The organism is Novipirellula galeiformis (genome assembly GCF_007860095.1).
GTDB classification, from domain to species: Bacteria; Planctomycetota; Planctomycetia; order Pirellulales; family Pirellulaceae; genus Novipirellula; species Novipirellula galeiformis.
The window spans coordinates 24212-49295 of record NZ_SJPT01000017.1 but is presented as its reverse complement, the minus strand read 5'-3'; the positions used below and the strand labels follow the sequence as shown (position 1 = coordinate 49295).

Genomic DNA, 25084 nt, shown 5'->3' with positions numbered 1-25084 from the left:
GAGAGTGATCGTGAACGGGGGCAATTCTCCCTCGAGTCGCGCTGTTTGGCGTCCCATTTAACCATTCACGCTTCGATTCGCGGCGGCGAAATTTAATGCGGTAGGACGAACGCGTCGGTCATTGGATCCAGCGGAAATCGATCGCCCCTAGGTGAGCGAAACAATGCCCGAATTGAGCCTTTTCGTCCGCTCCCGAATTTGGGTACGTCTGTTATGCTACGCGAAAATACAACTGCCAGATGGCTTTTACCCAATTACAACTGCGGCAAAGATGAACGAATCGAGTAATGACTTCCACGCTCAGATCAATGAGCTGTTTGATCACATGGTCAACAATCTTGACTATAAAACCGACGAGCCGCTGGAGTGGGTTTTTGGAATTGAGAGCACCGATATAGCGCTGCTTGAAAAAATCGGTGAACGGGTCCCAGAGAGCTACGGGTTTGATATTGAAGAAGAGGTCGAGCACGTCGATGACGAGGGGAACTCCACGATGAGCGGCCCCATGTTGTCGCTGCATCGCTGTGAAGCGTTGACCCCCGAGCAAGTGAAGGCATGTGCCGATGAAGTCGATGCCTTGGCGAAGGAGTTCGGTTTGATGCTCGCCGATGTGACCGCCTTTGACCCGATCGACGAAGATGACTTTTTTGACTGGATGCCGATCGAAGATGCCCAGTTGCGATTGCAACACTTCACCGAATCGGGCTTAGAAGTCGATAGCGACTTGCCCTGGTTGTTCTTGTTGTTCTGTACTGCCAAGGACGATTTGGATGCGTTGACGGTGGCATTGGATAACGAGAAATTAGGCACGATCGAAAGCTACGACGAACCTGACGAAGATGGCAATTACGGGTTGTGCTTGTTCATCGAAGGCAAGAATAACGAAGCGGAATTGGTGGCGATGAATGATCGTATTAACGCTATCGCCGCGTCGAATAACTCCGAAGTGGTGGGGATTCAGTTTCTCGACCAAGAAGATTTCAACGATGTCTACGGTGATGGCGACGAGAATGGCGACAGCGACGAAGACGAGTCGTGATCTTGCACACGCGGGAATCACGCGAGATTGAATCCCGTTTTGCAACGATCGTGAAATGGCAATGCAACGGAGTGCTGCGGAGCCGGAGTGGGTAAGGAAAACCAGGGTTTCTACGAAACGACAACGAGGCGGCATGTCCCAGCGCGGACGGCCGCCTCGTTTTTTGTTATCCAAGCCCGAAAGGCAGTGGGGTTTCCTTGCCTTTGCTTTCGACGTTCTCGCTTAGACCTCAGAGATCTGGGGGATCTTGAAGTTCGCGTTGTTGGGGTCCTTGAGCAATTGATTGGCCTCGGTTGCGAATTCGCCCGTGTGTTTTTCCGTTTCCGGATCGAACGTCAATGTGGGGCCAACAACGTACTTAGCCTCGTTCTCGGGCACGCCAACGCCGTCCTTCATGATCGAGTGTAGCTTGCCAAAGTGGATTGCCGCGTCCTTGTTGTCACCGAATTGGCCTGCTTTGGCGTTGAATGGAACCTCGCTGCCTAAGCGGTACGAGTTATTCATCAGGTGACCGAGTACACAACCGTAATGGGCGTCCATGACGTTCCCATTGGCCATGCTCGGATCGTTCGCGCGAACCGCGCTGATGAACGCATTGAAATGGCCGCCGGGGGTTACGTTTCCGGATGGCACCTTTAGCTCTTCGGGTTTGTCGGCACCGGGACGCAAGATCTTGTAGCGTCCTTCGCCCGTGATCACGCTGCCGTCTTCGAGATAATACTCGTTGTAGACTTGGGTCTTGTAGCCTTCGTGGTTCACGTTGCGAACATTAAAGAAGACCTGCTGGCCGTTGGGATATTCGGCCATCGAGAACATCGTGTTAGGGGTCTCGCCTTGATCATCCCATTGGAACCGGCCCCCCATTGCCATCATACGCACCGGATGCGTTTGGTCGTCGTCGATCGCCCAGCGTGCGATGTCCAATTGGTGGGTGCCTTGGTTGTTGAGGTCGCCATTGCCGGTTTCCCAGAACCAGTGCCAATTGTAGGGGTGGTAATTGGCATGGTATTGATCGATCACCGCGGGACCTTTCCAAAGATCCCAATTCAAATTCGAGGGTGGCGCTCCGTTTGGCTTCGTACCGATGCTACCTCTTGGTTTGCAGCAATAGCCATAGGCAATCTTCAGCTTCGGCAAGTCGCCGGACTTGAGCAATTCGTGAAGCCCTGCGATGCCGGAATCGCTTCGTCGCTGAGTTCCATGTTGAACCACGATGCCGTATTTCTTTTGTGCTTCGACCGCGACGCGTCCCTCGGCGACATCATGACTGAGCGGCTTTTCCACATACACATGCTTGCCGGCTTGAGCGGCCCGAATCGTCATCAGCGAATGCCAATGGTTCGGAGTCGCAATGGAGATGGCGTCGAGCGACTTGTCGTCGAGCGCTTCGCGAAAGTCCGACAAGCCCTTGGTGGTAAACTTTCCCTCGGCGCGTTTTTCGATTCCCTTCAAGCGATTCTGTAGCACGTTCTCTGCGGGATCGATTACATAAATGAGCTCCACGTTCTCGGCCTTCATCCACCCGCCGATGTGGGCATTGCCTCGGCCGTTCACTCCAGCCACCGCGATCCGCACGCGATCGTTAGCGCCTTTGATCCCTGCGGTTGCTTTGGTTCCCATGATGATCAGCGATCCGCCGATCGCCGAGGTGGTCTTCAGGAAATTGCGGCGTGTCGGTTTGGAAATCGGTTTGTGGCTCATAAAGTGATCCTTGCGTCAAAAGGTGGGGGGAGAGGTAGGGAGGGTGACATTGTAAACGCTTCCAGCACGGTTGTGTGAAAACTCCGTGTTTGTTCATCGCCCCAGTCCTGAATGCATGACGCAAGTCCTGAAAGTAAGACGCAGAAAGACAAGAGTGTGCAGAAATCCTTGTTTTTCTCAGGTTGCCTTCGTACTTTCGGGCGACCACGCGGACTTAGGGGCGATTCGAGGTTGAGCCGACACGCGTCGACTTCCCCGCCCCCCCGGTTTTCCCCACCGAGACGGCTTTCTTGCTTGAGGCTCTATCCAACGGGGGCCAGCCCGCAGATTGTCTGTCGTAACCTCTCCATTTTGTCGATTCAAACGCTATACGCGATCGGAGCGGCGGGATTCATTTCATGGGGGGCGACTCATGCTGGATTGATGCCAAATCGCAATTTTTTCGAATCAAACTTGATTCGTGTTGCATCTTTCCCAGAATACCTGCGTCTACATAGGTGAGCCGGTGCGAAGTCCGCGAGCCGCTGCGATGGTGGAATGTTGTGGAGCCACAACGACGCTGCTCCCAATGCCCGGCGTATTTTTACTTACCCAAACGCGAATCCTGCGGATCGAGAGAGCATGACAGAGTCAAATAAGTTGCCCATCGCCGTGATTGGTGCAGGGCCCATCGGGCTTGCTGCTGCAGCAAATTTGGTCGAACGAGGGCTGACTCCCCTGGTTTTTGAGGCGGGGCCTCGAATTGCCGCCAGCGTCTGGCAATGGCGGCACGTTCGATTGTTTACGCCATGGTCTTTCCTGATTGATCCGGCAAGCAAAAGATTGCTTCAAGCAGATGGAAGCTGGAAAGAACCCAATGGAGAGGATGTTCCCTACGCACAAGAACTTGTGGAGGGGCTGCTTGATCCGCTGGCGGCACACCACGCGATCGCCGCTCACATCAAGCTTGAACATAAAGTGGTTTCCGTTTCGCGTGACGGACATGATCGCATGGCAGACGGCAACCGCAACGACGCTCCGTTTCTAATCGTTGCGGAGACGCCGGAGGGCCCGCGACGCTTCAAAGTGCGAGCGGTCATGGATGCGTCGGGAACCTGGACGACTCCGAATCCGCTTGGCGCTGGGGGCGTCATGGCCGATGGCGAGCAAAAACTTCAATCGCACATTCGCTATGGGATGCCCGATGTGTTGGGACAAGAGCGAGAGCGATATGCGGGAAAACGCGTCTTGGTGGTGGGGTCGGGGCATTCGGCGATCGGGAGCGTATTGAGTTTGGAGAAGCTCAGGCAGGAGGACCCTGCGACCTCAATCGTGTGGGGCATCCGGCGAACCGACCCCACAAAGCTTTGGGGAGGTGGTTCCGCGGACGAAATTGTTGAACGCGGTGCGCTCGGAACCCGTGTGCATTCCGTGGTGAAGTCGGGGCTCGTGTCGCTGCTAACGGGGTTGTCAATCAGTGCACTCGAGGAGCGTCCTGGTGAAGGAATCGAGGTGGTTGACGTTGAAGGGGTGTCGCGGGTGGTTGTGGACGAAGTCATCGTTGCCGCAGGTTCACGTCCTAACTTAGAAATGCTTCGAGAGCTACGCCTTGAACTGGATATCTCGACTGAAGCGGCAAAACGACTCGGTCCCATGATTGACCCCAATCACCATCGTTGCGGTTCGGTTTCGCCACACGGAGCCGAGGAGCTGAAGCACCCAGAGAATGGGTTCTATATCGTTGGCATGAAAAGCTACGGTCGTGCACCCACGTTTTTGCTGCGAACAGGGTATGAACAAGTGCGTTCGGTTGCTGCGGAGTTGGCCGGCGACCTCGAATCCGCGCGGCGAGTGGAGCTCACCCTGCCACAGACAGGCGTCTGCTCCACCGACTTGGCTTATCGCGGTGAAGGAACCGCTTGTGGTTCGGCAAGTCGCGACCGTTGTGATTGCTAGTCCTTAGCCCGCTAACGCCAAAGGTATTGTTGGGTAAAACGCTCGTCCTTAAACAAGCGAAGATTTTAGAGGCGATGGGCTCTGGACGGGAGATCGACGCCATTCTTGGTACGGGTGCATGCGGTAGTAACGGTCGATTGCAGGTGAATGACGATATCCCGTTTCTTGGATCGAAACGGTCGCATGGCTTTGCCTCCTTTTGTTTCTTAATCGTAGCCTTGCTCTTAATCCTAGCCTTCTCCGGTTGGTGGCGGTCCAGCGGAGCTTGCGCAGACGGGATTGAAGGTGTAAGAGTAGGGGTAAGATCAAGAGTTGCCTGTTTCAGGGCTAGTCGCGTTGAAGGGATAGACTTCCCTTTGCCTTGCCAATGCAAATCATCGGAGACGAGGCGGCTGGCGAAGGGCAACCGCGATGAAGGGCTCCAGAACTACCCGGTTGACTTGTTCGGTTACCGGAGTGGCTGGGCCGAGTCAAAACACGAAAGTACAATCTGTAATCCATCTTGAGAATGCGTGGTCGTCCACGCAAGTTCCTCCAATCTTTCAATTAGGCTCCTGCCCCCTTTTCCGGTCCACAACACGAACACGATATTCGGTGGGGCGGCCTGGGGCGTTGCCGCCCGGACGATGCCCGATGCCAAAGTGATGCAGAGCGGGGGGCGCGAAGCCATTGCTCGACATTCCACTTTTTCTCTTTCGGGGGACCTGAACTCGGCGGGCTGAAAACTCGGCACTGAAGGTCCACACCGAAGGTGCAAACCGTGTAAGATGTGGCGACATGGTCTCAATATAGCCTACCAGAACAGGGCTCCGATGTATCTTTGCCGCTCAGTCGGCTTCAACGAATGCTTGCGATGAACACACTTGTATATCCGTTATTGATCAGTATCACATTGTTGTCAGTCAACCTATCGGCAGCCGAGCGGACGCCGATCTCGTTGGACGAGCCGACGCGTCAGCGGTGTCTAGAGATTTTGCGATCTGGGCTACGCAGCGACGAGTTCTGGCCGTCGATTCATGCAGCCGAGGGGCTGACGCTGGCCGGCTACGGCGACGAAGTCCGCGATTACCTGACTGATAAACTGGCGGCAGAAAAAGACGATCAACGGCGCTGTGGGATCGCTCGCGAACTCGTTCGTGCCGGTGACAAAGCTCGCACCACGGTGATGTTGGACATACTGGCTGGCGACGATCCCTACGGTCACGTTCACGCAGCCGAGAGCCTCTACAAAGTAGTCGAGATTGGTGACGGTGTGGCCCTGCGAAAGGCGTTCGCAACTACCGATGATATGCGAATACTCAAGCTGATGGCAGCTGCCGCGCTGGGCCGCTGCGGTAATCCGGATGCGATGCAGTTTCTCCGCGACTCATTAAATAGCGAAGACCTAGATGTACTTCGAATTGCGGTGTGGATTTTGGGGCGGATTGGAAACGCAGCGGACATCCCGCAGATCAAAGCTCAACTGCCACGCTGCGACGATGCCATACAGAAAGCGTATGTCCATCATTCCTTGGCGGCGCTGGGCGACGCGGAGGGGCTGCGGGCCTTGGCAGCAAACTTGCACGCACCGGACCCGGCTGTGCGAACCTATGCAGCCACGTTCGCTGGGGACGCTTGGGCCACCGGCGTCGTGGATTCCCTCAAGCAGCTTCTCGATGACGAGAACGCAGACACATCTTATCGCGCGGCGCAGTCGCTATTGGTTTTGAGCGGGCCTGTGCCGGAACCGAGCGACGCTGACGTTTCAACGCTGGTGTATCAAGCCAAGCCTGAGCATCCTCGTTACACCGAGGGTTCGATCGTGGCCTTAAATGATGGTTCGCTGTTGTTTGCCGTCACCGAATTTCACGGCAGTGGCAGTGATTTTGCGCAGGCGCATGTGGTGGCACGCCAGTCCACCGATGGTGGCCGGACGTGGTCAGCGTCTCGCGTACTGCAGCCCAACACGGGCGGCATGAATGTGATGAGCGTCACCTTGCGGCGATTGGCCGATGGTTCGATTGGGATGGTCTATCTGCAGAAAAACAGTCACAGCGAGCTGACCCCGTACCTGCGAATCTCCACAGACGAAGGGGCGACGTTTGGAGAACCGGTGAAGGTGTCTACGGCCGCCGGTTACCACGTTGTCAACAACGATCGCATCACGGCTTTATCGACCGGACGTCTGTTGCTGCCCGCCGCATCGACACCAGATGTAGCGACTAACAATCACTTTCAATCGCACTGCTTTCTGTCCGATGACGGGGGGAAAACGTGGCGAGATAGCAAAGGCAAGGTGGACGCGGACAAACGCGGAGCGATGGAACCGGAAGTCATCGAACTAAAGGATGGCCGCATCATGATGCTCGTCAGGACTCAGCTAGGTTATCCGGGCAAAGCGTATTCGGAGGATGGCGGAGACACCTGGGGACCAATGACGTCGCTGGGGATTCAGGGGCCAGAGGCTCCCACTACCTTGCGGCGGATTCCGTCCACGGGGGACCTGCTGTTAATCTGGAACAATACCTATGCCCCCGGAGCGGGGCATGGCGGCAAGCGAACTCCATTGACGGCGGCCATCTCGCGTGACGAAGGTGAAACGTGGACGGTGGTGGGCAACTTGGAGTCTGATTCGAGTCGCACGTTTTCGTACATCAGTCTCATCTTTGTGGGCGACCGGGCGGTAATGAGCTATTGGGACCAGGGCAAAGGCGGGTACTCGTGCCGATTTCGATCGCTGCCCGTCACTTGGTTTTATCGTTAATTGAAGAGAGGTCGGGGACAGTGCAGAGGTCGGGGACAGTGAAGGTCGGGGACAGTGCATGCATCTGCATCGGGTGCATCGGGGACAGTGCATGCAGGTACTTGCTTGCCAACTGGTTTGAGTATCCAGGTGGCCAGTCTACATGTAGTGCTAGCAGGAGCTGCGGGGCGAAGCACTTTTTGCGTCGCAAGTGCAGGCATCTACTGGACCTAGATCGACAAGTCGAATTTGTAAGCTCCCCATTTGTGGATTCTCGGCTGTACCCGCCAGACGCAGCGGTATGATAGAGGCGAGGTTGCTCCATCTTTACTCTTCTTTAGGGGATCGATGCGATGTCCCGGACAAGTCGATGTTGTACGTTTGCACGCGATGAAGTGGGGGTTTACCACGCGTTTAATCGCACCGTCAGACGAAGCTACTTGCACGGAGTCGATCCGCTCACCGGCATCGACTATGGCTACCGCCGCGAGCGGTTTCGCCAGCGAATGCAGTTCCTGGCCCAGCGATTCTGTATCGATGTGCTTGCCTTTGCTATCATCCCGAACCATTGGCACTGCGTGCTACGCAACCGCCCCGACCTAGTCCGGGCGTTAAGCGATCGGCAGGTCGCGGTGCGCTGGCTCTCGTTGACTTCGCGAAAGCGCTGTCAAAACAAACTTGGAGGAGAAATCCAAGGAAGTGAAATCACGCAAATCACGAGCGACCCCTCGCGTGTTGCCGAGCTTCGATTGAGGCTATCGGATATTTCGTGGTTTATCCGCTTGATGTGTCAGACGATTGCGCGTGAATGTAACTTAGAAGACGAGTGCACGGGGCGGTTCTTTGAAGAGCGTTTTAAACTGAAACGCCTCGAAGATGAGCCCGCAGTGCTGGCCTGTATGGCGTACGTCGATCTCAATCCGCTTCGCGCCGGATTGGCCGATTCGCTCGATGACTACAGTGAAGTTTCGATCGGCGAGCGTTTGCGGACACTCTCCGGCGGCGTGCCGGACACTTCGGAGTGGTTGGCGCCACTGGAATTGGCCAGCGAAGTGGTCGCGCAACCGCTAAATCCTGTAGCAGAAAACTCAAGCAAAACGGATGTGGGATCAGCTAATCGCACGGAGATCTTAACGCGTCTTGGTTGTTTGCCGATGGCGCTTGAGGCTTACGAACGCCTATTGTGGCAGCTAGCACTGGAATCCCGACCGGAGCTGCAGGCGAGCGAAATGTTAACGAAAGACAAGCTGCAAACGCCGATTTATTTAGACGGTAAAGAAGTGAACGTCTTGGAGCTACAGGAGCGGCACAGACGCTATAGCAGACGCTGTCAAACCCAGCTCGGTCAGCATGCTTGTCGCGCCGTGCGCGCCCGGCTCGCCGCTCAGCGGCAAGTCGCTCAGCAGCCTGTGTCGCCGTCCGTCACTCGGACGCCACTGAGCGAGCGCTTGTGAGTTCAATTTCAAGTTGTGACGCTTCGACAGCAGGCAGACGCCTCACTGCGGGGCTACCGCTACAAGCGAAGCAGAAAAAGTGGGCGAGACGCGACATGTTTAGGGCGCTCAGGCACTCGTAAAATAGCTACAGCACTGTCAAGACCGAGTGTCGATCCGAATCGAAGTTGTCATTTCCGTGCTCAACGGCTTCCGTACGATCACTGTCCCCGACCTGGGCCCCGATCTCTGTCTGTGCGATCACTGTCCCCGAGCTGATCACTGTCCCCGAGCTCCGTACGATCACTGTCCCCGACCTCTGTCCCCGACCTGGGGCCCCGATCTGTCGAGCTGTTTCTGTCTGTGCGATCACTGTCCCCGAGCTCTTTCCGTGCTCAACGGCTTCCGTACGATCACTGTCCCCGACCTGGGGCCCCGATCTCTGTCTGTGCGATCACTGTCCCCGAGCTGATCCTGTCCCCGAGCTATCACTGTCCCCGAGCTCGAGCTGTCCCCGAGCTCCGAGCTCGAGCTGCCTACTGTGATTGGAAAAGATCCTCCAGCTCGACAAGCTGATAGCCGCTATGCTGGTTCATGCGTTCAACGGAGGTGCCATCTTTGAATCCACTGCCCGAAACAATGCAGACGACAGACGCCTCGGGCGCCAGTTCGCCCTTGCGGAACGCGTTCAGAGCTCCCGCTAGTGCAACCGCACCCGCAGGTTCGCAGAAGACGCCCTCTTCTCGCGCCAGCCGCTTTTGAGCTTCAAACGTTTCGGCATCACTGACGGTATATCCGGTGCCTCCCGATGCCCTGCAGGCCGCGATCACCTCGTGGCCGTCGATCACCGAGGCCACTTGCAAACCGCTGATCGAGGTGGTGCACTGCACGTCGGTGGCTTGATCGCTGCGATTGCGCAACCGGCTGGCGATCGTGTCGTTCCCTTCCGGCTGAACACAATGCACGGCGGGTCTTGCGGGAGTTTTCAGGAAGCCGCGAGCCGTTGCCAACGTCAATCCGCCCCCGCCTGCCGGACAAAAGACATGATCGACCGAACGATCCGAAGAAGAAAGTTGTGCTTGGATTTCAAACGCGATGCTTTCGACCCCCTGCATGCCCAACGGACTTAAACGATAAGCGCTGATCTGCAATTCACATTCAGGACTTTCCGCAAGTTGGTGCAAGCGATCAAAGACCTGATTCGTAATCGCCGCGTCCATCCCAAAGCCACGGACTTTCTGGATTTCGGCTCCATAGGCCATCATTTGTTGCAATTTGGCCAGCGGGGCTGATTCGACAACTGCAATCTGGCATCGAATTCCTGCCGCAGCACAATAGGCGGCCAAGGCGGCGCCGGTGTTTCCACTTGATGTCGCAATGCAAGTGCTTTGATTACGCTGCAGCATGTGGCTGACCGCCAGCGCCGCAAAGCGATCTTTGTACGATCCACTGGGGTTGGTCGATTCGAGCTTGAAGTACAGATTTTTGATTCCCAACGCGGGCCCAATCCGCCGGGATCGGACGCACGCGGTGTGTCCTTCGCCGAGTGTCACCTGAAAGCCTGGGTCGACGATTGGTGAATAGCGATCACTCCAGTTCCAAACGCTCATTCTGCTTTAACGCTTTCGGCAACCACCGCTACGGCCTCGCCTTGATTGATTCTTGGATAGTCACGAATGACCAGAACTCGGCCACTTTGCTGTGATAGTACTTGATGCTTTGTGCGGTCGGTTGCGGTAACGATCTCGGCCAGCAAATCACCCTTCGCGATTGATTGTCCTAGTTCGACGGCCGGTACAAGGAAACCGGTTGCGGGTGCGGAGGGTCCTGCTTGCATGTGACCCGCTCCGGGTCTTTCATCTTCGACAACATCGCAGGCTGCAGGCAACGGTTCCGCGATTTCAGGCAAGATGCCCAGATGCCGCATCACGTTCAAGCAGCCCGCTACCAGCGGATGATCGGGCGTCCGCGATTGTGCGGCCCCAGATATGGCCTCCGCGAGCTCGCGGTGGGCACCCAGGTACTCGACATAAATCGCGGGGACTCCACAATCGCGAGCCAGCGATAGCGAGCGTCCCTGCAACTCGGCAGACGTTCCCCAGACAAACGGTAACCCAAATGCAACCGCTAATTGACGTTGTTGCTCCAAAATGGACTGATCCGAATGCAGGGTGTATCCTGCCATTGGAAAGACGCACAGCTCGGTGCCTCCGGTATGCAGATCGACGAAAAAATCGGCTCTGCGAATCTGGTCACTTAACGCGCAGGCAAGTTGCTCCGTCGGATTGCCGTTAGGCGTTCCTGGGAAGACGCGGGCAAGGTCGATGTTATCCGCACCGCATCGATTGCCTCGTTCAAAGGCCGCCTGGTTGGCAATCGGAATCAACGTGAGGCTGCCGCGTAGGCTCGAACGAAGCTCAGCGTCGGTATCAAATCGATCGATCAATTCCTTCACTGCCAGCATCGGCAGATACTCATCACCATGAATCCCAGCAGTGATCAGCAACCGGGGGCCATCGCAGTCACTGGTAAATTCTCGATAGTCAAACAGCGAGGCATCTGTCATGTTCATGTCGCTTTTTTGGGTGCCAATTGAGAAACACTGCGCATGTCCTTGAATCGAAATCCGCCGTCAACAGGAAGCACGGTGCCGGTGATGTAGTCCGCAGCATCGGATACTAAAAACGTCGCTGCTCTACCAATATCAGCTGGCGTGCCGAGTCGACCCCAAGGCAGGCTAGCGCCGCTCGAGTCGATGACGTCATCGGAGAAGGTCACGCGTTCGTTTGGCGTGTCGATCCAGCCCGGTTCGATTGCGTTGACATTGATTCGGTGTGAGAATAACTCCACGGCAATGCACTGTGTGAGTTGATTCAACGCTGCTTTGGCGGCGCTGTAAGGTGAACACTCTTCAAACGGCATCTCCGCCACAACGCTGGTAATGAACAAGATCTTGCCGCCGCCCCCAAGTTCAACGCGATGGCGGGCCATCGCTTGGGCGATGTGAAAGCCAGACTTGAACGTGGCGTCGATTACCTTGTCGAACTCGCTTGTCGAAAAATCCAGAAAGCGATCTCGTTTTCCGTAGGCCGGATTGCTGATCAGAATATCGATTTCACCAGCCTGCTGAATCGCTGATTGGATCAGCGCGGCGCAGCCGTCAGGTGAAAACACGTCGGCCTCTACAGTCCAGCACTGGCGCCCCAGTGCGCGAATGTCGTCAGCCGTCTGTGCGAGCTCTTGACTGCCCGGGCGATCATTGAGAATCAGGTCAGCACCCGCCCGCGCCAGCTCAAGGGCACAGCCTCGACCGATGCCTTTACCAGCCCCCGTGACGAGTGCCCGTTTGGAATTCAGACGCATGGGTTCATCGGAGGGCATCAAATTTCAGACTGTCTTGTGATAGGGAGGTGGACCAACCATGGAATTCGCTGCTGTTGACCAGCAGCTTCGCACCCTGGTCTTTTCTTTTCTGCATCTCGCCATCAGCGACCACCGGGCCACCAAATGCCTTGTTGTGTTTGCGACACGCCGTGGCAATGATCTCCCATGCTTCGTCGAGCGTCATCTCTCCGCTCTGACGAAGTCGAAGTCCAAGGTCTCCTGGACCGACAAAAATCATGTCGACACCTTCAACAGCCGCAATGGCGTCCGCATTGCGAACGCCTTCTGGCGTTTCGATTTGCACACACAAAAACGTTTCGCGGTTCGCCCAGGCAACGTACTCATCGGCGTCATGGATATGGAAGTCGGCGTCCAATCCAGCATTGTCCAGTCCGCGATCTCCTAGCGGAGGAAACTTGACGGCATCCACCAACATCTTGGCTTTGTCCACCGTTGATACATGCGGAATCATCAGCCCCGCAGCACCGTCCTCGAGATAACGAGACAGTCGCGTTTTCCCCAATGTGGGAGGACGGAGCATGATGTCGATGTCGTACAGATGCGAGAATGCGAGCAAGGCTTCCACTTCGCGACTCGTCATCGCTCGGTGTTCCAGGTCGACCCAGATGCAGTCGTATCCCGCTCGTGCTGCGTGGCAGACATAGGCTGGAATGTAATGTCCCATGACGCACGTGCGAATGATCTCACCGCTGCGTATTTTCGCAAGTGTTTTGCTTGTTCTCATTGATTGAATCGACAGGTGTTTGGGTTTGTGGAGCTGGGTTTCGAATGATGAAAGATGACGCGGCTATGGGGCGGGTTCTTCTTTGGAAAATAGTTTGCACGCGACGAGGCCGACGCTGACACCGGTTAACAAAGCGGCTGGTTGGATCCATTGAAAGCTGATGGGATCATTGCCCGTTTCGGGATTCACCCCAAAAATCACGCCTGAGAAAGCAACCAACACAGCCACGCTAACGCTCGCGATTGTGGCAATCCAAACGCCGATTGCGTTGGAGAAAGGCACAAACAGTGCAAAGAAAAACAGCAATGCAATCGGGATCGAGAGCAGGTTGACGGTTTTGTTCGTGATCGCCAAGAAGTTGCCGGGAATGTACTGAATCAGACTGCTCGACAGAACGATAACGGCACCGATTGCGACTGCCAACAACCTCGCAAACAGCAGATGCTTGGCTTGCGTTGATGGTTTCCATCCGAAACGATCTAGGAAATCGGTCATGACGACGGCAGTGATTGAGTTGACGCCTGAGTCGATGCTAGACATCGCGGCGGCAAACAATCCCGACACGACCAAACCGGTGATGACCGGGGGAAGCCGGTTGGCGATGAAGTACGGAAACAATTCGTCGGCTTGGAGCCGTAACGTTGTGTCGCGTGGCAATAATTCGGGGTTGGCCTGGTAGTATCCCAGTAATGCGACCCCTACCAAACCCAGGGTGATTCCAACGATCGCCCCCACTGCTAGCTGGATTGCGATCGCTCGTCGCGCCGTTTTTGCGTCCTTGGTCGCCATGAATCGCTGCACGGCCACCTGATCGCCTGCCGCAGTGGCAACCGTCCATAAGAATACCGACAATATCGAACCAAACACCGTCACTCGGGTCGCCGGGTCCCAGCTGAAAATTTGCTGCCTATCCCAGACGTCCGATTGCCACTGCGTCGGGAACCAGCCAAACCCGCCCATGTTCCATGTGATGGTCCCCAGGACCAGCAGCGCACCGCCGTAAAGCAGCACCGTTTGCATGAGGTCGGTGATCACAACGGCACGCAACCCACCTAGCGACGTGTACGTGATGGCGAAGGCGCCGGTGACCAAGACAATCCAAGGCACCATTTCGTCGCCCACGCCGATCATCGTCGCGATCGCTTTGGCGGTCAGATAAACCAACACCGACATCCAAACCAGTCGCAACAGCAGGAACATCGTTGCGCCCAGCATCCGGATGCTCAGCCCCAACTGATTCTCCAATAGCTCGTACGCACTCGTGACCCGTTGTCGCATGTAAACGGGCAACAGAATCATCGCGATGAATAGATAGATGAAGGGGTAGGCAAGGTAGTTAGTCAGAAAACTCGGACCCTTTCCAGCAACTTCACCCGGCAGCGCCAGATAGCTGATCGTGCTCAGCAAGGTCGCGAACAATGAAACGCCGATCAAGATCGGGTTCATCTTTCCCGAGCCTACGAAATACTCGTCCGAGCTCTCTTGCTTGCGACCAAAATACCATCCCAGGCCAATGGTCGACAACGCGTAGATAAGCAGGATGATCCAATCAATAGGGGCCATGATGAGCGATCGAGTTAGTTGAAGTCGATTGTGAGCTTGAGCGATGCAATTGATTTAAAACCGAATCACTCACCAAGCACTTGTTGGATTGAGAAACCGTCATGTGGCCTTTCTCGTTTAGCGTGTCTCTAACACAAGCACAAGCGAGAGTCACGTGATGGGCGAACGACAAGATACTCTTTTTGAACCAGATTTCAATCGTCCCATCGAGGTCCAGGCAGCTTGCCAACGGCTCACCTCCAATGCTGATGTGATTCTACTTCGTGACGCTAATCACAGACTCGGGTTGACCGACGGCATCGCTAAAGGAATCAGCGATCCGAGGCGTCCTGATCGCATTCGATATGCAATTGATGAACTTATTCGCGACCGAGTCTTCGCGATGGCCATCGGATGTTCGGCTTAAGGTGATTTAGAGTGACTTGCTCAAGGCCTGGTTTTTCGTATGGCGGTTTGGAGTCGATCGGGCGATCAAGTGGTTCATGGATGGTTGGCAAGCCCTCGAACTCAGTCTTGGTTGGTCAACACGCTCGCATATCGCACCAGTCATCTTGCGAGTTTACGAGGAGGTCAGGCAACAAGCGTCGAGCGTCACGTGATGGTTTCCAGTGGCCGGCGAGTCAGCTGAGCCGCGGTCGACATTTCGTCAATCACTTGAGCAAACAAGTGTTTGTGATCACCCGGTTTGGCCCCGAGCAGATAGTGTATTTTGTGTTTTGCAAGTTTGCTATGTGCGGCGCAGGCTCGGTGTGTTGTTACCGAACGCTGCGGCGGTGCCACCTTTGCCGAGGAGTTCGCGAACTTCTGGCGGCTGATCTATCGTCCGTGGCGATGCTTCATCGTGTCCAAAATCCAGGTTGAACGATCCGATGATGGAGCTATGAATCCGCGTCGCCGGAACCGCAACATGAGCATTGTCTCGAGGTGATTTAACACCTCGATGCCGTTTTCCAAATCACAAAACGTCCCAAGCCATCGCCACCTCCGAATAGGGTGATTCATGTGCTCAGGAGCAATGCTCTGTCCCTCGGTGCTTTCTATTTCGTCAGCTCAAAGTCTGCTGTTTGCATGCCGGAGCCAGATTCGATGGTGGCTCGCAGTTCTGATGCCTGGTTGTACTTAGGCGGAATGACGAGAGCCTGTGGTGGTTTGGAATTGGGGTTGGCATCCATTTCCTCAAGCGTCATTGGAGCCGCATCATTGGTGGCGACGATTTCCACTTTGGTTTCGCCCAACGGAACGCCGCCCTTGTTCGTGACTTCATACTTGCCCTGGGAAATGGCAGCAACGCCCACGGGGCCGGACGGCACGGGAACAAATCGAATCTGGCCGGACGCAAGCGGTTTGCCGTCGAATGTCACGGTTCCGTTGACCGGTCGCCGACCGATCTCGTTCTCTGTTCCGCACCCGATGGTCAAGCAGACCAGTACACACATTGATACAGTTTTGAACACCAGTTTATCCTGCTAAATGAAGTTGGGTTGTTTCGTTGTTGTAGTGGGAGCGCCGGAGTTTGCGATTGGCCACGATGTCGTTTCGACCGTGGGGACCGCAAGTTTGCAGTCAGGTTGTGCGATCACCCTTATCGAGGCTGGAAACGCTCGTGAGCCTCACGTCCCCGAGTTCCACTCGAGGATAAATGATTGGCCTCTTTGGGGCCAATCATTGCGTGACCGTAAGGAGCGTCTCCGGCTTCCTGAAAAACTCTTTAGTATTCGCCGACCGTTTCGCCACCTAAGCGTGTCGTCAGTGCTGAGAGAATTCCCGAGTCCATGTTTTCCGACAGGAAGTGAACAGAGCCGTCAGAGAAGAGGAAGTGTCCCCCACCTGGATGAAAGCTGGAGAATCCCTGGGGGCGGAACGCAAAGGTGCCACCGCCTGGAACCGTAAAGGGGCCATTGATTCCGGCCGATGTGTCGTAAACGTCATATACCGTGTACGAGGTTCCGTTCAAGGTTGAAAAACCGGTTGCGGTTCGGATGTCTCCAGTGATTTCTCCCACCATCAACGTGTTCGACGTTCCATCGATGATGTCGCGAAACTTTGTTTTTGAGAATGCATACAAAACGCCATCTCCAGTAGACGTCGGTCGCACACCCTCGGTACCCGAGGAATAAAAACATTTCCAGCTGCGAGAATCGGCTACGCCCGCCATGTCCGTGCGTGGCATCCCAACTCCGTTTAGCGAGGCACCGAACCCGGAATTGACCAGTTTGTCGCCCTGTGGATTGCTGGGACAAAGATAAGCCTCTACAGGCGTTAGGAAATTGTCCGTGGTGTAATTGGCAGCCAAGTTGACCACTTCCGCTGAATTTTCAAAGATCACGTTGTCGTAGAGGCTCGCCTGCTCCAGGTAGGGAAGGATGTGGACCCCCCACGAGAAAATGTGGCGTCCGGTTTCTCCGCTGCACCCACCCGTGATTCCGGCACCCATCGGAAACACACGATGTGAGTCGTGGTAATTGTGCATAGCCAATCCCACTTGCTTGAAATTATTCGAGCATTGCATCCGTCGCGCCGCTTCGCGTGCCGCTTGCACGGCCGGCAACAGCAATCCCACCAACACTCCGATGATGGCGATGACGACAAGTAATTCAACGAGGGTAAAGCCGCGTGAGTGCTGGACTCCGGAACGTTGAGGGAGGAGGTGGTAACGTTGAGGGTGGATGTGGTTCATGAGATTATTATGTTGGGAAATGAGGTCGCTAGTGACTCGTGAAACGGGAAGCGGGAGTCACCAACGGCACGCTAATGTGGTAAGGAATGCTGTCAAAACCTATTGCAAAACGATCTTTAGGGCAACGGGGATTAATGCATGTTTTCTGTGGCTGATCCCTTTTTGGTTTTCAGTATGAAAATCAAAGCCAAGGCGGGCAGGCTCACCGGTGACAGCGGTGGATTGCCTAGCCCCTACGGTGACTGCCCGCCCGGTGGGGGTGCGGGCGGTGGCCACGTTGAGTGATGTGGGTCACTCGGCGGCGTCGCTTGACTGGTACAGCCAAGTGACCGGGAAACGAGTGATTTGCAGTGAATTCAAACCGGGGTACTCGCAATGCCCTAGCACCACGTGATCACCAACGAACTCGATCGCCGTGTAGCAATACCAACCCTGTGGATCGGTGCCGATGTTCCGCATGTGCTGCCACGTGGCACCTTCATCTTTAGAGATCGCCGCTGTAAATGGGCGACGGCCGGTCGGCTTGACTGCGGCCAGCGGGTCGTCGCCGTTATTCCACACCAATAGCAAATCACCGGTTGATGGGATTCGTTCGATCGAAGCCGGCGAGGCGCTCGGCTGGGCGATATTCGATCGCTGCATCGCCGACCACGTTTCGCCACCATCTTTGGAATGCGAGACAAGTTGACAATCGCGACTGCGAACGAACATCATCAGTTCACCGCTCTTTAATTCCACCACGCCGGGTTCCTGGGCCAGCAGTTCGGATTCCAACGTGCTGGTGCTCACGCGCCATGTCTTGCCATTGTCATCGGATAGGTAGCAAACGATCTGCGCCGAGTTCCGCCACCCCGACCAGCCCGGTAAATAGTGAACAGCCAGCGGAACCACCAGCCGACCAGACTTCAGCTGGATCACGCGGTCATTGTTGAGCACGCGATAGCCTGGTTCGTCTTTCGGCACTACGTAGGTCGGCTCCGACCATGTCGCCCCTTCGTCAGCACTGGTGCGCATCAAGATATAATCGAGTTGTGAATACTTTGTTCCCGGCGGACCCACATATTTCTGGACATAAAACAGTGCGATCCGGTCATCTTGCAGACGCAGTAGGGAGACCGACATCAAGTTCGTCTCGCCCGACTTTCGTGAGAGAATCGGCATATCCTCTTCGCTCCACGTCTTGCCACCGTCTGTGGAGTGCCGTGCCACGAGTTCGGCGGGAGCGTGATCGCCGGTACCGATGAACTTCGTGTAAACGAGCAAAAGTCGTCCGTCTTTGAGTTGGATAAAATCTCCCTCGCTGTTCCGGCCATTTTCAGGTCGGGGGGAAATCCGCAGTGGTTTTTCGATCCCTGGGGCCACGCCTTGTGGCGTTGCCTGTTGGCCGTGAGCGGTCGCGGCCACAAGGCAAGTCGCGATGGACAGAGCAAAGATCGAAGCTCGGTAGTGAAGTCGCATAATGATGACCTTTTCTAAGGTGGAGACGTGTCGTTGAAGATCGTAGCAAGATCCCGAACATGCACCAGACGCTTGTTGAATTGAGAAACCATCGCGTGATCTCGCGCGTTTAGCGTTTATCTAACACAAACACAAAAAGAGTTGCGTGATGGTTTCCGGTGGCCAGCGAGTCAGCCAAGCCACGGTCGACATTTCGTCAATCACTTGGTCAAACAAGTATTTGTGATCGCCCGGTTTGGCCCCGAGCAGATAGTGCATCTTGTGTTTTTCAGGTCTGTTTTGTGCCGCGCAGATTCAATGTGCTGTCACCGAGCGCTGCGGCGGTACTACCTTTGTCGCGGGGCACGCGAACTTCTGGCGGCGGGGCGATCGTCCGTGGCGATGATTCATCGAGTGCTGAATCCAGCTTGAACGATCCGACGATGGAGCTAGGAAACCGTGTCGCCGGAACTGCGACATGAGTATCATTTCGAAGCGATTTAACACCTCAACACCGTTTTTCAAATCACAAAACGTCCCAAGCCATCGCCACACCCCAGTAGGGTGATACACGTGGCCTGGAACGATGCTCTGTCCCTCGGTGCTAATCATGACGCGCCAGTAAGGAGCGTCTCCGGTTCCTGGAAAACTTCTTAAAATTCACCGATCGTTTCGCCATTCAAGCGTGTTGTCAGTGCTGCGAGAATTCCCGAGTCCATGTTTTCCGACAGGAAGTGAACGGAGCCGTCAGAGAAGAGGAAGTGACACCCACCTGGGTGAAAGCTGGAAAATCCCTGGGGTCGGAACGCATAGGGGCCACCGCCTGGAACCGTAAAAGGTCCATTGATACCGGCCGATGTGTCGTAAACGTCGTATACCGTGTAGGAAGTGCCGTTCAAGTTTGCATTGCCGGTTGCGGTCCGGGGGTCTCCTGTGATTTCTCCCACCATCAATGTGTTCGACGTTCCATCGATGATGTCGCGAAACTTTGTTTTTGAGAATGCATACAAAACGCCATCTCCTGAAGGCGTCGGTCGCACACCCTCGGTACCCGAGGAATAAAAACATTTCCAACTGCGAGAGTCGGCCACGCCCGCCATGTCCGTGCGCGGCATTCCGATTCCATTCAAGGCGGCACTGAACCCGGAATTGACCAATTTGTCACCCTGGGGATTGCTGGGACAAAGGTACGCCTCTACAGGCGTTAAAAAATTGTCCGTGGTGTAATTGGCTGCCAGATTGACCACATCCCCGGAGCTTTCAAAGATTACGTTATCGTAGAGGCTCGCCTGTTCCAGGTAAGGCAGGATGTGAACACCCCATGAAAAAATGTGACGCCCGGTTTCTCCGCTGCACCCACCCGTAATTCCGGCGCCCATCGGAAACTTAAGATGTGAGTCGTGGTAATTGTGCATGGCCAGTCCCACTTGCTTGAAATTATTCGAGCATTGCATCCGCCGTGCCGCTTCGCGTGCCGCTTGCACGGCCGGCAACAGCAGTCCCACCAACACTCCGATGATGGCGATGACGACAAGTAATTCAACGAGGGTAAAGCCGCGCGAGTGCTGCGCTCTGGAGCGTTGAGGGAGGAGGTCGTTCATGAAGTTCTTCCGTTGGAAATGAGGACGCAAGTGAAAGGGAATGCTGTGAGCCCCTAGTTTCGCGATAGCGTGACGAAAGCTGACGCTAAAGCGTATTGTAGAATGATCTCAGGTGCAACAAAAAACAACTCGCATTCTTGGGTAGCTGATCCGCTGGCTTTTTCTGCATCAAGGCCAAAGCGGGCAGGCTCCGGTGCCCACCGGTGATTGCGGTGAATTGCCTGCCTCCGACGGTGGTTAGCAGCGAGGTAGGGATACCGATGGCATCCGTTTTAAGGCACTACGCAGGCGAGAGGGCGCTACACCGTCGAGCGTCTTTGCCGATGCGGCTGGCGACATGCACACCGGCGGTCGAGCGAGCGTTCGGCCGCTGGTGTGGGCCGAATTACCCAGGAAATGCAAGGATTTGTCGGCCGCATGATCTGCCAGAATGATGGATCATCTCTCGCGTCCAGTCGGTTTTCTGGTGGTGCTCGCGGCGGAGCTTCTTGTTCGTCTTGGTTTTAGGTGAAGCCGCTGGAGCTTTGGCAGGCATCGCGGCGCATGCCTGCGCCGTCGACCTTCAATCCTGTCTTGTGGATGAGCGTGTCATCACCGACGAGATAATCGGTGGCTTGATCGGTATCGTTGACGACCCGATCAACCAGAGCCAGGCCAGCTCGATCGACCATCGCGCCGAAGCAAAGACACCGTGGTAGGCGCTGTGATGCTTGGTTGCGTTGGTGGCTCAAATTCCGCCCAGGATGGTTCACCTAGGCGCGATGATTCAGCCGACGATGGGTTTCCGAAACGACTGGGCGGTTGGCTCGGTCATCGCGGCGGTGAAGGCTTGCTGAAGTGGCATAAGAGATGTTGCAATGTCCATTGAAAGCGGCCTCCTTGAATGGGGGGGGTAAGCACAGGCAATCGCCTGCAACCCGGAGGCCGTTTTCGTTAAAAGGTTTGCTAACAAGCAGCAGTAAAGCTGCGAACGTCGAACTAAGTGGCGTGAGTCACTCGGCGGCGTCGCTTGACTGGTACAGCCAAGTGACCGGGAAACGAGTGATTTGCAGTGAATTCAAGCCGGGGTATTCGCAATGGCCCAGCACCACGTGATCACCAACGAACTCGATCGCCGTGTAGCAATACCAACCCTGTGGATCGGTGCCGATGTTCCGCATGTGCTGCCACGTGGCACCTTCATCTTTAGAGATCGCCGCTGTAAATGGGCGACGGCCGGTCGGCTTGACGGCGGCCAGTGGGTCGTCGCCATTATTCCACACCAATAGCAAATCACCGGTTGATGGGATTCGTTCGATCGAAGCCGGCGAGGTGGCTGGTTGAGCGATGTTCGATCGCTGCAGCGCGGACCACGTCTCGCCACCATCTTTGGAATGCGAGACGAGCTGGCAATCACGGCTGCGACAGAAGATCATCAATTCGTCATTCTTTAATTCCACCACGCCGGGTTCCTGAGCCAGTAGTTCGGATTCCAGCGTGCTGGTGCTCGCGCGCCATGTCTTGCCATTGTCATCGGATAGGTAACAAACGATCTGCGCCGAGTTCCGCCACCCCGACCAACCTGGTAGATAGTGAACGGCCAGTGGCACCACCAGCCGACCAGACTTCAGCTGGATCACGCGGTCATTGTTGAGTACGCGATAGCCCGGTTGGTCTTTCGGCACTACGTAGGTCGGCTCCGACCATGTCGCCCCTTCGTCAGCGCTGGTGCGCATCACGATATGATCCAGTTGTGAATACTTTGTTCCCGGCGGACCCACATATTTTAGGGCATAAAACAGTGCGATCCGGTCATCTTGCAGACGCAGCAGTGAAACCGACATCAAGTTCGTCTCGCCCGACTTTCGTGAGAGAATCGGCATATCCTCTTCGCTCCACGTCTCGCCACCGTCTGTGGAGTGCCGTGCCACGAGTTCGGCGGGAGCGTGATCGCCGGTACCGATGAACTTCGTGTAAACGAGCAAAAGTCGTCCGTCTTTGAGTTGGATAAAATCTCCCTCGCTGTTCCGGCCATTTTCAGGTCGGGGGGAAATCCGCAGTGGTTTTTCGATCCCTGGGGCCACGCCTTGTGGCGTTGCCTGTTGGCCGTGAGCGGTCGCGGCCACAAGGCAAGTCGCGATGGATAGGGCAAAAATCGAAGCTGAGCAGTGAAGTCGCATGGTGATGATTTTTTCTAAGGTGGGAGACGTGTCGTCGTGGATCGTAGCATGATCCCGAATTGTTTGCCACGAGGTTGAATTGAGGAGCCGTCGCGTGATCTCCCGCGTTTAGCGTGTGTTTAACACAATCGCAAAACTCAAGAGGATGCTCCGGAGTCGGCGTCCCGAGGCGGCTGTACTAGTTTGGTAGCGTCCATCCCCAGCACCGCGATGCCGGACAAAAAGAAGGCGCCGCCCAGGAATACAAACATGAACGAATCGCCATTGCCGTACCCCATGCTGGCACCGAGTGTCGCTAATCTTGGCAGCACCGATGACGTCAATGCCGCGCCAAAGTTGCCCCACATGTTGGACCACGCGAAGATCCCTGACGTATTGCGGCCACCAATGTCTTGAATCAGTGCCCAGAACGGTGGGTTCTTGACATCCGTCATGAACGAAACGATCGCAAAACAGGTCACCACCATCCAAACTTGATCGAACCCGATGCAGGCGACGTACGCGAGTCCCGCGATCATGCTGCTTACGGCGACCGGCAGCACACGGCCCCAACGGATTCCGTAGCGGATCACGCACCAATCGCCGATCCATCCGCCGATCAATTGGGCTGGAATTCCGACACCCAATATAATCGTCAGCAGCACCCCGCCGTTGAACTCGCTGAGCCCGCGGTCGATCAAATAGGTTGGCAGCCACGTGATCAGAAATGCCCAGCCCACGTTCGTCGCAAACTGAACGATTGAATTCAACCACAATGTTCGGCTGAGGCAACAAGCCCACAGCATCGGCAAAATGTCGCCGACTTCGCTGCGATGGTCGTCTGCAGGCGATCCGATCCATTTCGCTTCGGCTTCATTGACGTCCGGGTGTTCGGAGGGGCGTTCTCGCACAACCCAGTAGTAGATCGCCGCGGTGGCCAAGCCGACGATCCCGTAGATGCCGAGGACGATTCGCCACGATCCAATTTGGTTGGCCGCGAAAACGGTCAGCACCGGCGCAACGGCACCGCCAATACGTCCGCCCATCGACACCCAACCGCTGGCAATGGAGCGGTTCTCGGTTCGAAACCAGCGGCGGATCACGCCGCCCGATGTCGGGTATGCACCTGCCTGGGCCAGCCCCAATGCCAAGCGAGCGAACAATAGCCCGGTCAACGTGGCGGCTAACCCGGTCGCAATTGTCATCAGCGACCAAGCTGCGATGTAGAAGGTTAACATCTTGCGGGCGCCGAACCGATCGCTGGCCCAACCCGCTGGGATTTGAAAGCTAGCGTAGGTCCAGAAGAAGGCCGCCAAGGTGTCACCGATTCGAGCCCGCAACACATCCTGGTCCATCTCGACGCCCGTGGCATCGCCGCTAAAATCTGCCAGAAACATCTCCAGCTTGACGATCTCTCCCAGGCAAACGCGGTCCAGATAGAGGATGAACGCCATCAACACGCTGACACCGATGACGCGGTACCGGACGGTGGTCGCGCGTCCGCCAGCATCGGGCAGCTTGCGAGCAAGTTCGGACAAATCGGCATCGTGGGCGTCGGGAACGGGTTCACCGGCGGTGGCCCTGAAATGTTCCGGTGAATTTAGATCGTCAGGCATCGAGCTCTCGCGGTGATCGGCCAAGTTTCAACTGCGCGACCTTCGCGAACACACCATGCCTGTTGATGCAGTGCCATCGTGGGGCAGACGTGTCGCGGCAGTCCATACAACACCGTGCCTACGGGATAGGCCTGGGCGTCGTCGACTTCGAGCACCAAGTGCTCTTCGCTGTGCATCACCGCCGACGCGTTGTCGAGTCCAAGGAAGGTGACGCGGGGATGATCGAACTCCGAGGCAACCGCTTTGTGCCCCAGGTCGACGCAGATCCGGTTGGGCGTGGGGTGGCTGATGACTCGCGAAATCAACACAGCCGCGTTTTGAAAATTCAGATCAGGAGAAATTTTGGGTTGGCCTGTGTCCCACAGCACCGACGTGCCAGCGCCCACTTCGACGTCATGCCGGTGTGCCATCGAAAACGAAGTCGGCGTGCCCGAGACGACCATGGTTCCGGCTGACATTCCAGCGTTTTCGATCGATTCCTTCAATCGCCAGACGGGGGCGAACGCCGCTTGAATCTTCGCCTCCAACGCGTTCGGATCGGAGTCGTGCACGTGCCCATCGTAAGCGTGAAGTCCGGCGGCTTCGACGCCATCGAGGGACGCGATCCGCATGAATAAATCAAACGCTTCATCCCCAGGCACGATTCCGCTGCGGTCCATGCCGACATTCAAGTCGACGAATAATGGCACCGATATGTTGGCTGCGACCGCCGCCGCCGCGATCACGTCTAAGCAATCAACACAATCCACCAGCGCCGCGAACCGCGTTTGTGGATACGTCTGAATCAGCTTAATCAGCCTTGGCACGTTGGGGCCAACGGGTTGGTAGGCCAACATCACATCGGGACCACCTTCGATTGCCACCATTTCCGCCTCGGCGATCGTCGAAGTCTTGAACTTCGTGATGCCGTGCGACAACTTCATTCGCACGACCTGGGGCAATTTGTGGGTTTTAACATGGGGACGAAGTTTGCGAACGTCGCCAGCCTGATCGATCATCATTTGCAAATTGAAATCGATGCGATCGGGATAAACTAAAACCGAGGGTGACGGAACATCGTTGATGTTGGAGACTTCGTACCAAGCCGACATGG

The 25084-nt window shown here is 55.8% G+C and carries 20 protein-coding genes; 5 read left to right on the top strand and 15 right to left on the bottom strand.

Annotated elements, in window-relative coordinates; translation table 11 throughout:
* Positions 1–271 precede the first annotated feature (271 nt).
* Positions 272–1039: a ribonuclease E inhibitor RraB gene (locus Pla52o_RS25650; RefSeq protein WP_146597498.1), complete on the top strand. Its 768-nt coding sequence runs from the start codon at positions 272–274 to the stop codon at positions 1037–1039.
* Between the two features lie 222 nt (positions 1040–1261).
* Here Pla52o_RS25650 and Pla52o_RS25645 read toward each other — a convergent pair whose 3' ends face one another.
* Positions 1262–2740 (bottom strand): Gfo/Idh/MocA family protein, encoded by a 1479-nt coding sequence (locus Pla52o_RS25645; RefSeq protein WP_146597497.1) that lies wholly within the window; start codon positions 2738–2740, stop codon positions 1262–1264.
* A gap of 621 nt (positions 2741–3361) precedes the next feature.
* Here Pla52o_RS25645 and Pla52o_RS25640 point away from each other — a divergent pair.
* From Pla52o_RS25640 to Pla52o_RS25630, 3 genes are all read left to right on the top strand, one after another.
* Positions 3362–4675, top strand: coding sequence for an NAD(P)-binding domain-containing protein (locus Pla52o_RS25640; protein WP_231612664.1), 1314 nt, complete (start codon positions 3362–3364; stop codon positions 4673–4675).
* Between the two features lie 853 nt (positions 4676–5528).
* Positions 5529–7418, top strand: a complete 1890-nt coding sequence (locus Pla52o_RS25635) for an exo-alpha-sialidase (protein ID WP_197169535.1) — start codon at positions 5529–5531, stop codon at positions 7416–7418.
* 332 nt (positions 7419–7750) lie between these two features.
* Positions 7751–8851, top strand: a complete 1101-nt coding sequence (locus Pla52o_RS25630) for a hypothetical protein (protein WP_146597494.1) — start codon at positions 7751–7753, stop codon at positions 8849–8851.
* 515 nt (positions 8852–9366) lie between these two features.
* Here Pla52o_RS25630 and Pla52o_RS25625 read toward each other — a convergent pair.
* From Pla52o_RS25625 to Pla52o_RS25605, 5 genes are all read right to left on the bottom strand, one after another.
* The gene (locus tag Pla52o_RS25625; protein ID WP_146597493.1) at positions 9367–10440 is read right to left on the bottom strand and encodes a pyridoxal-phosphate dependent enzyme; all 1074 of its coding nucleotides are present in this window, start codon (positions 10438–10440) and stop codon (positions 9367–9369) included.
* Complete coding sequence (locus Pla52o_RS25620) at positions 10437–11396, bottom strand: succinylglutamate desuccinylase/aspartoacylase family protein (protein WP_231612663.1); 960 nt, start codon at positions 11394–11396, stop codon at positions 10437–10439. Before Pla52o_RS25620 ends, Pla52o_RS25625 begins: the two co-directional genes overlap by 4 nt.
* 2 nt (positions 11397–11398) lie before the next feature.
* Positions 11399–12211 carry an SDR family NAD(P)-dependent oxidoreductase gene (locus tag Pla52o_RS25615; RefSeq protein ID WP_231612662.1) on the bottom strand — a complete coding sequence of 271 codons (813 nt, stop codon included), beginning with the start codon at positions 12209–12211 and terminating at the stop codon, positions 11399–11401.
* Positions 12198–12959 (bottom strand): HpcH/HpaI aldolase family protein, encoded by a 762-nt coding sequence (locus tag Pla52o_RS25610; RefSeq protein ID WP_146597490.1) that lies wholly within the window; start codon positions 12957–12959, stop codon positions 12198–12200. Before Pla52o_RS25610 ends, Pla52o_RS25615 begins: the two co-directional genes overlap by 14 nt.
* Positions 12960–13022: 63 nt before the next feature.
* Complete coding sequence (locus Pla52o_RS25605) at positions 13023–14522, bottom strand: sodium:solute symporter family transporter (protein ID WP_146597489.1); 1500 nt, start codon at positions 14520–14522, stop codon at positions 13023–13025.
* A gap of 157 nt (positions 14523–14679) precedes the next feature.
* On the opposite strand from Pla52o_RS25605, the gene Pla52o_RS25600 reads away from it, so the two are divergent.
* Entirely contained in the window at positions 14680–14928 is a 249-nt protein-coding gene (locus Pla52o_RS25600; protein ID WP_146597488.1) for a transposase, read from the top strand.
* Positions 14929–15559: 631 nt separating this feature from the next.
* Here Pla52o_RS25600 and Pla52o_RS25595 read toward each other — a convergent pair.
* The 9 genes from Pla52o_RS25595 to Pla52o_RS25565 all read right to left on the bottom strand — a co-directional run bounded on the left by Pla52o_RS25595 (position 15560) and on the right by Pla52o_RS25565 (position 25082).
* Positions 15560–15976, bottom strand: a complete 417-nt coding sequence (locus Pla52o_RS25595) for a hypothetical protein (RefSeq protein ID WP_146597487.1) — start codon at positions 15974–15976, stop codon at positions 15560–15562.
* Between the two features lie 254 nt (positions 15977–16230).
* Positions 16231–17199 carry a DUF1559 domain-containing protein gene (locus Pla52o_RS25590; protein ID WP_146597486.1) on the bottom strand — a complete coding sequence of 323 codons (969 nt, stop codon included), beginning with the start codon at positions 17197–17199 and terminating at the stop codon, positions 16231–16233.
* Positions 17200–17490: 291 nt separating this feature from the next.
* Positions 17491–18657: a sialidase family protein gene (locus tag Pla52o_RS25585; protein WP_146597485.1), complete on the bottom strand. Its 1167-nt coding sequence runs from the start codon at positions 18655–18657 to the stop codon at positions 17491–17493.
* A gap of 120 nt (positions 18658–18777) precedes the next feature.
* Positions 18778–18915, bottom strand: coding sequence for a hypothetical protein (locus tag Pla52o_RS27230; RefSeq protein ID WP_197169532.1), 138 nt, complete (start codon positions 18913–18915; stop codon positions 18778–18780).
* Positions 18916–19289: 374 nt separating this feature from the next.
* The gene (locus Pla52o_RS25580) at positions 19290–20237 is read right to left on the bottom strand and encodes a DUF1559 domain-containing protein (RefSeq protein WP_146597484.1); all 948 of its coding nucleotides are present in this window, start codon (positions 20235–20237) and stop codon (positions 19290–19292) included.
* Positions 20238–20740: 503 nt separating this feature from the next.
* The gene (locus Pla52o_RS27225) at positions 20741–20908 is read right to left on the bottom strand and encodes a hypothetical protein (protein WP_197169531.1); all 168 of its coding nucleotides are present in this window, start codon (positions 20906–20908) and stop codon (positions 20741–20743) included.
* 321 nt (positions 20909–21229) lie between these two features.
* Entirely contained in the window at positions 21230–22396 is a 1167-nt protein-coding gene (locus tag Pla52o_RS25575; RefSeq protein ID WP_146597483.1) for a sialidase family protein, read from the bottom strand.
* Between the two features lie 137 nt (positions 22397–22533).
* Positions 22534–23991, bottom strand: a complete 1458-nt coding sequence (locus tag Pla52o_RS25570) for an MFS transporter (protein WP_146597482.1) — start codon at positions 23989–23991, stop codon at positions 22534–22536.
* Positions 23976–25082, bottom strand: coding sequence for a D-TA family PLP-dependent enzyme (locus tag Pla52o_RS25565; RefSeq protein WP_146597481.1), 1107 nt, complete (start codon positions 25080–25082; stop codon positions 23976–23978). Before Pla52o_RS25565 ends, Pla52o_RS25570 begins: the two co-directional genes overlap by 16 nt.
* Positions 25083–25084: the final 2 nt, after the last annotated feature.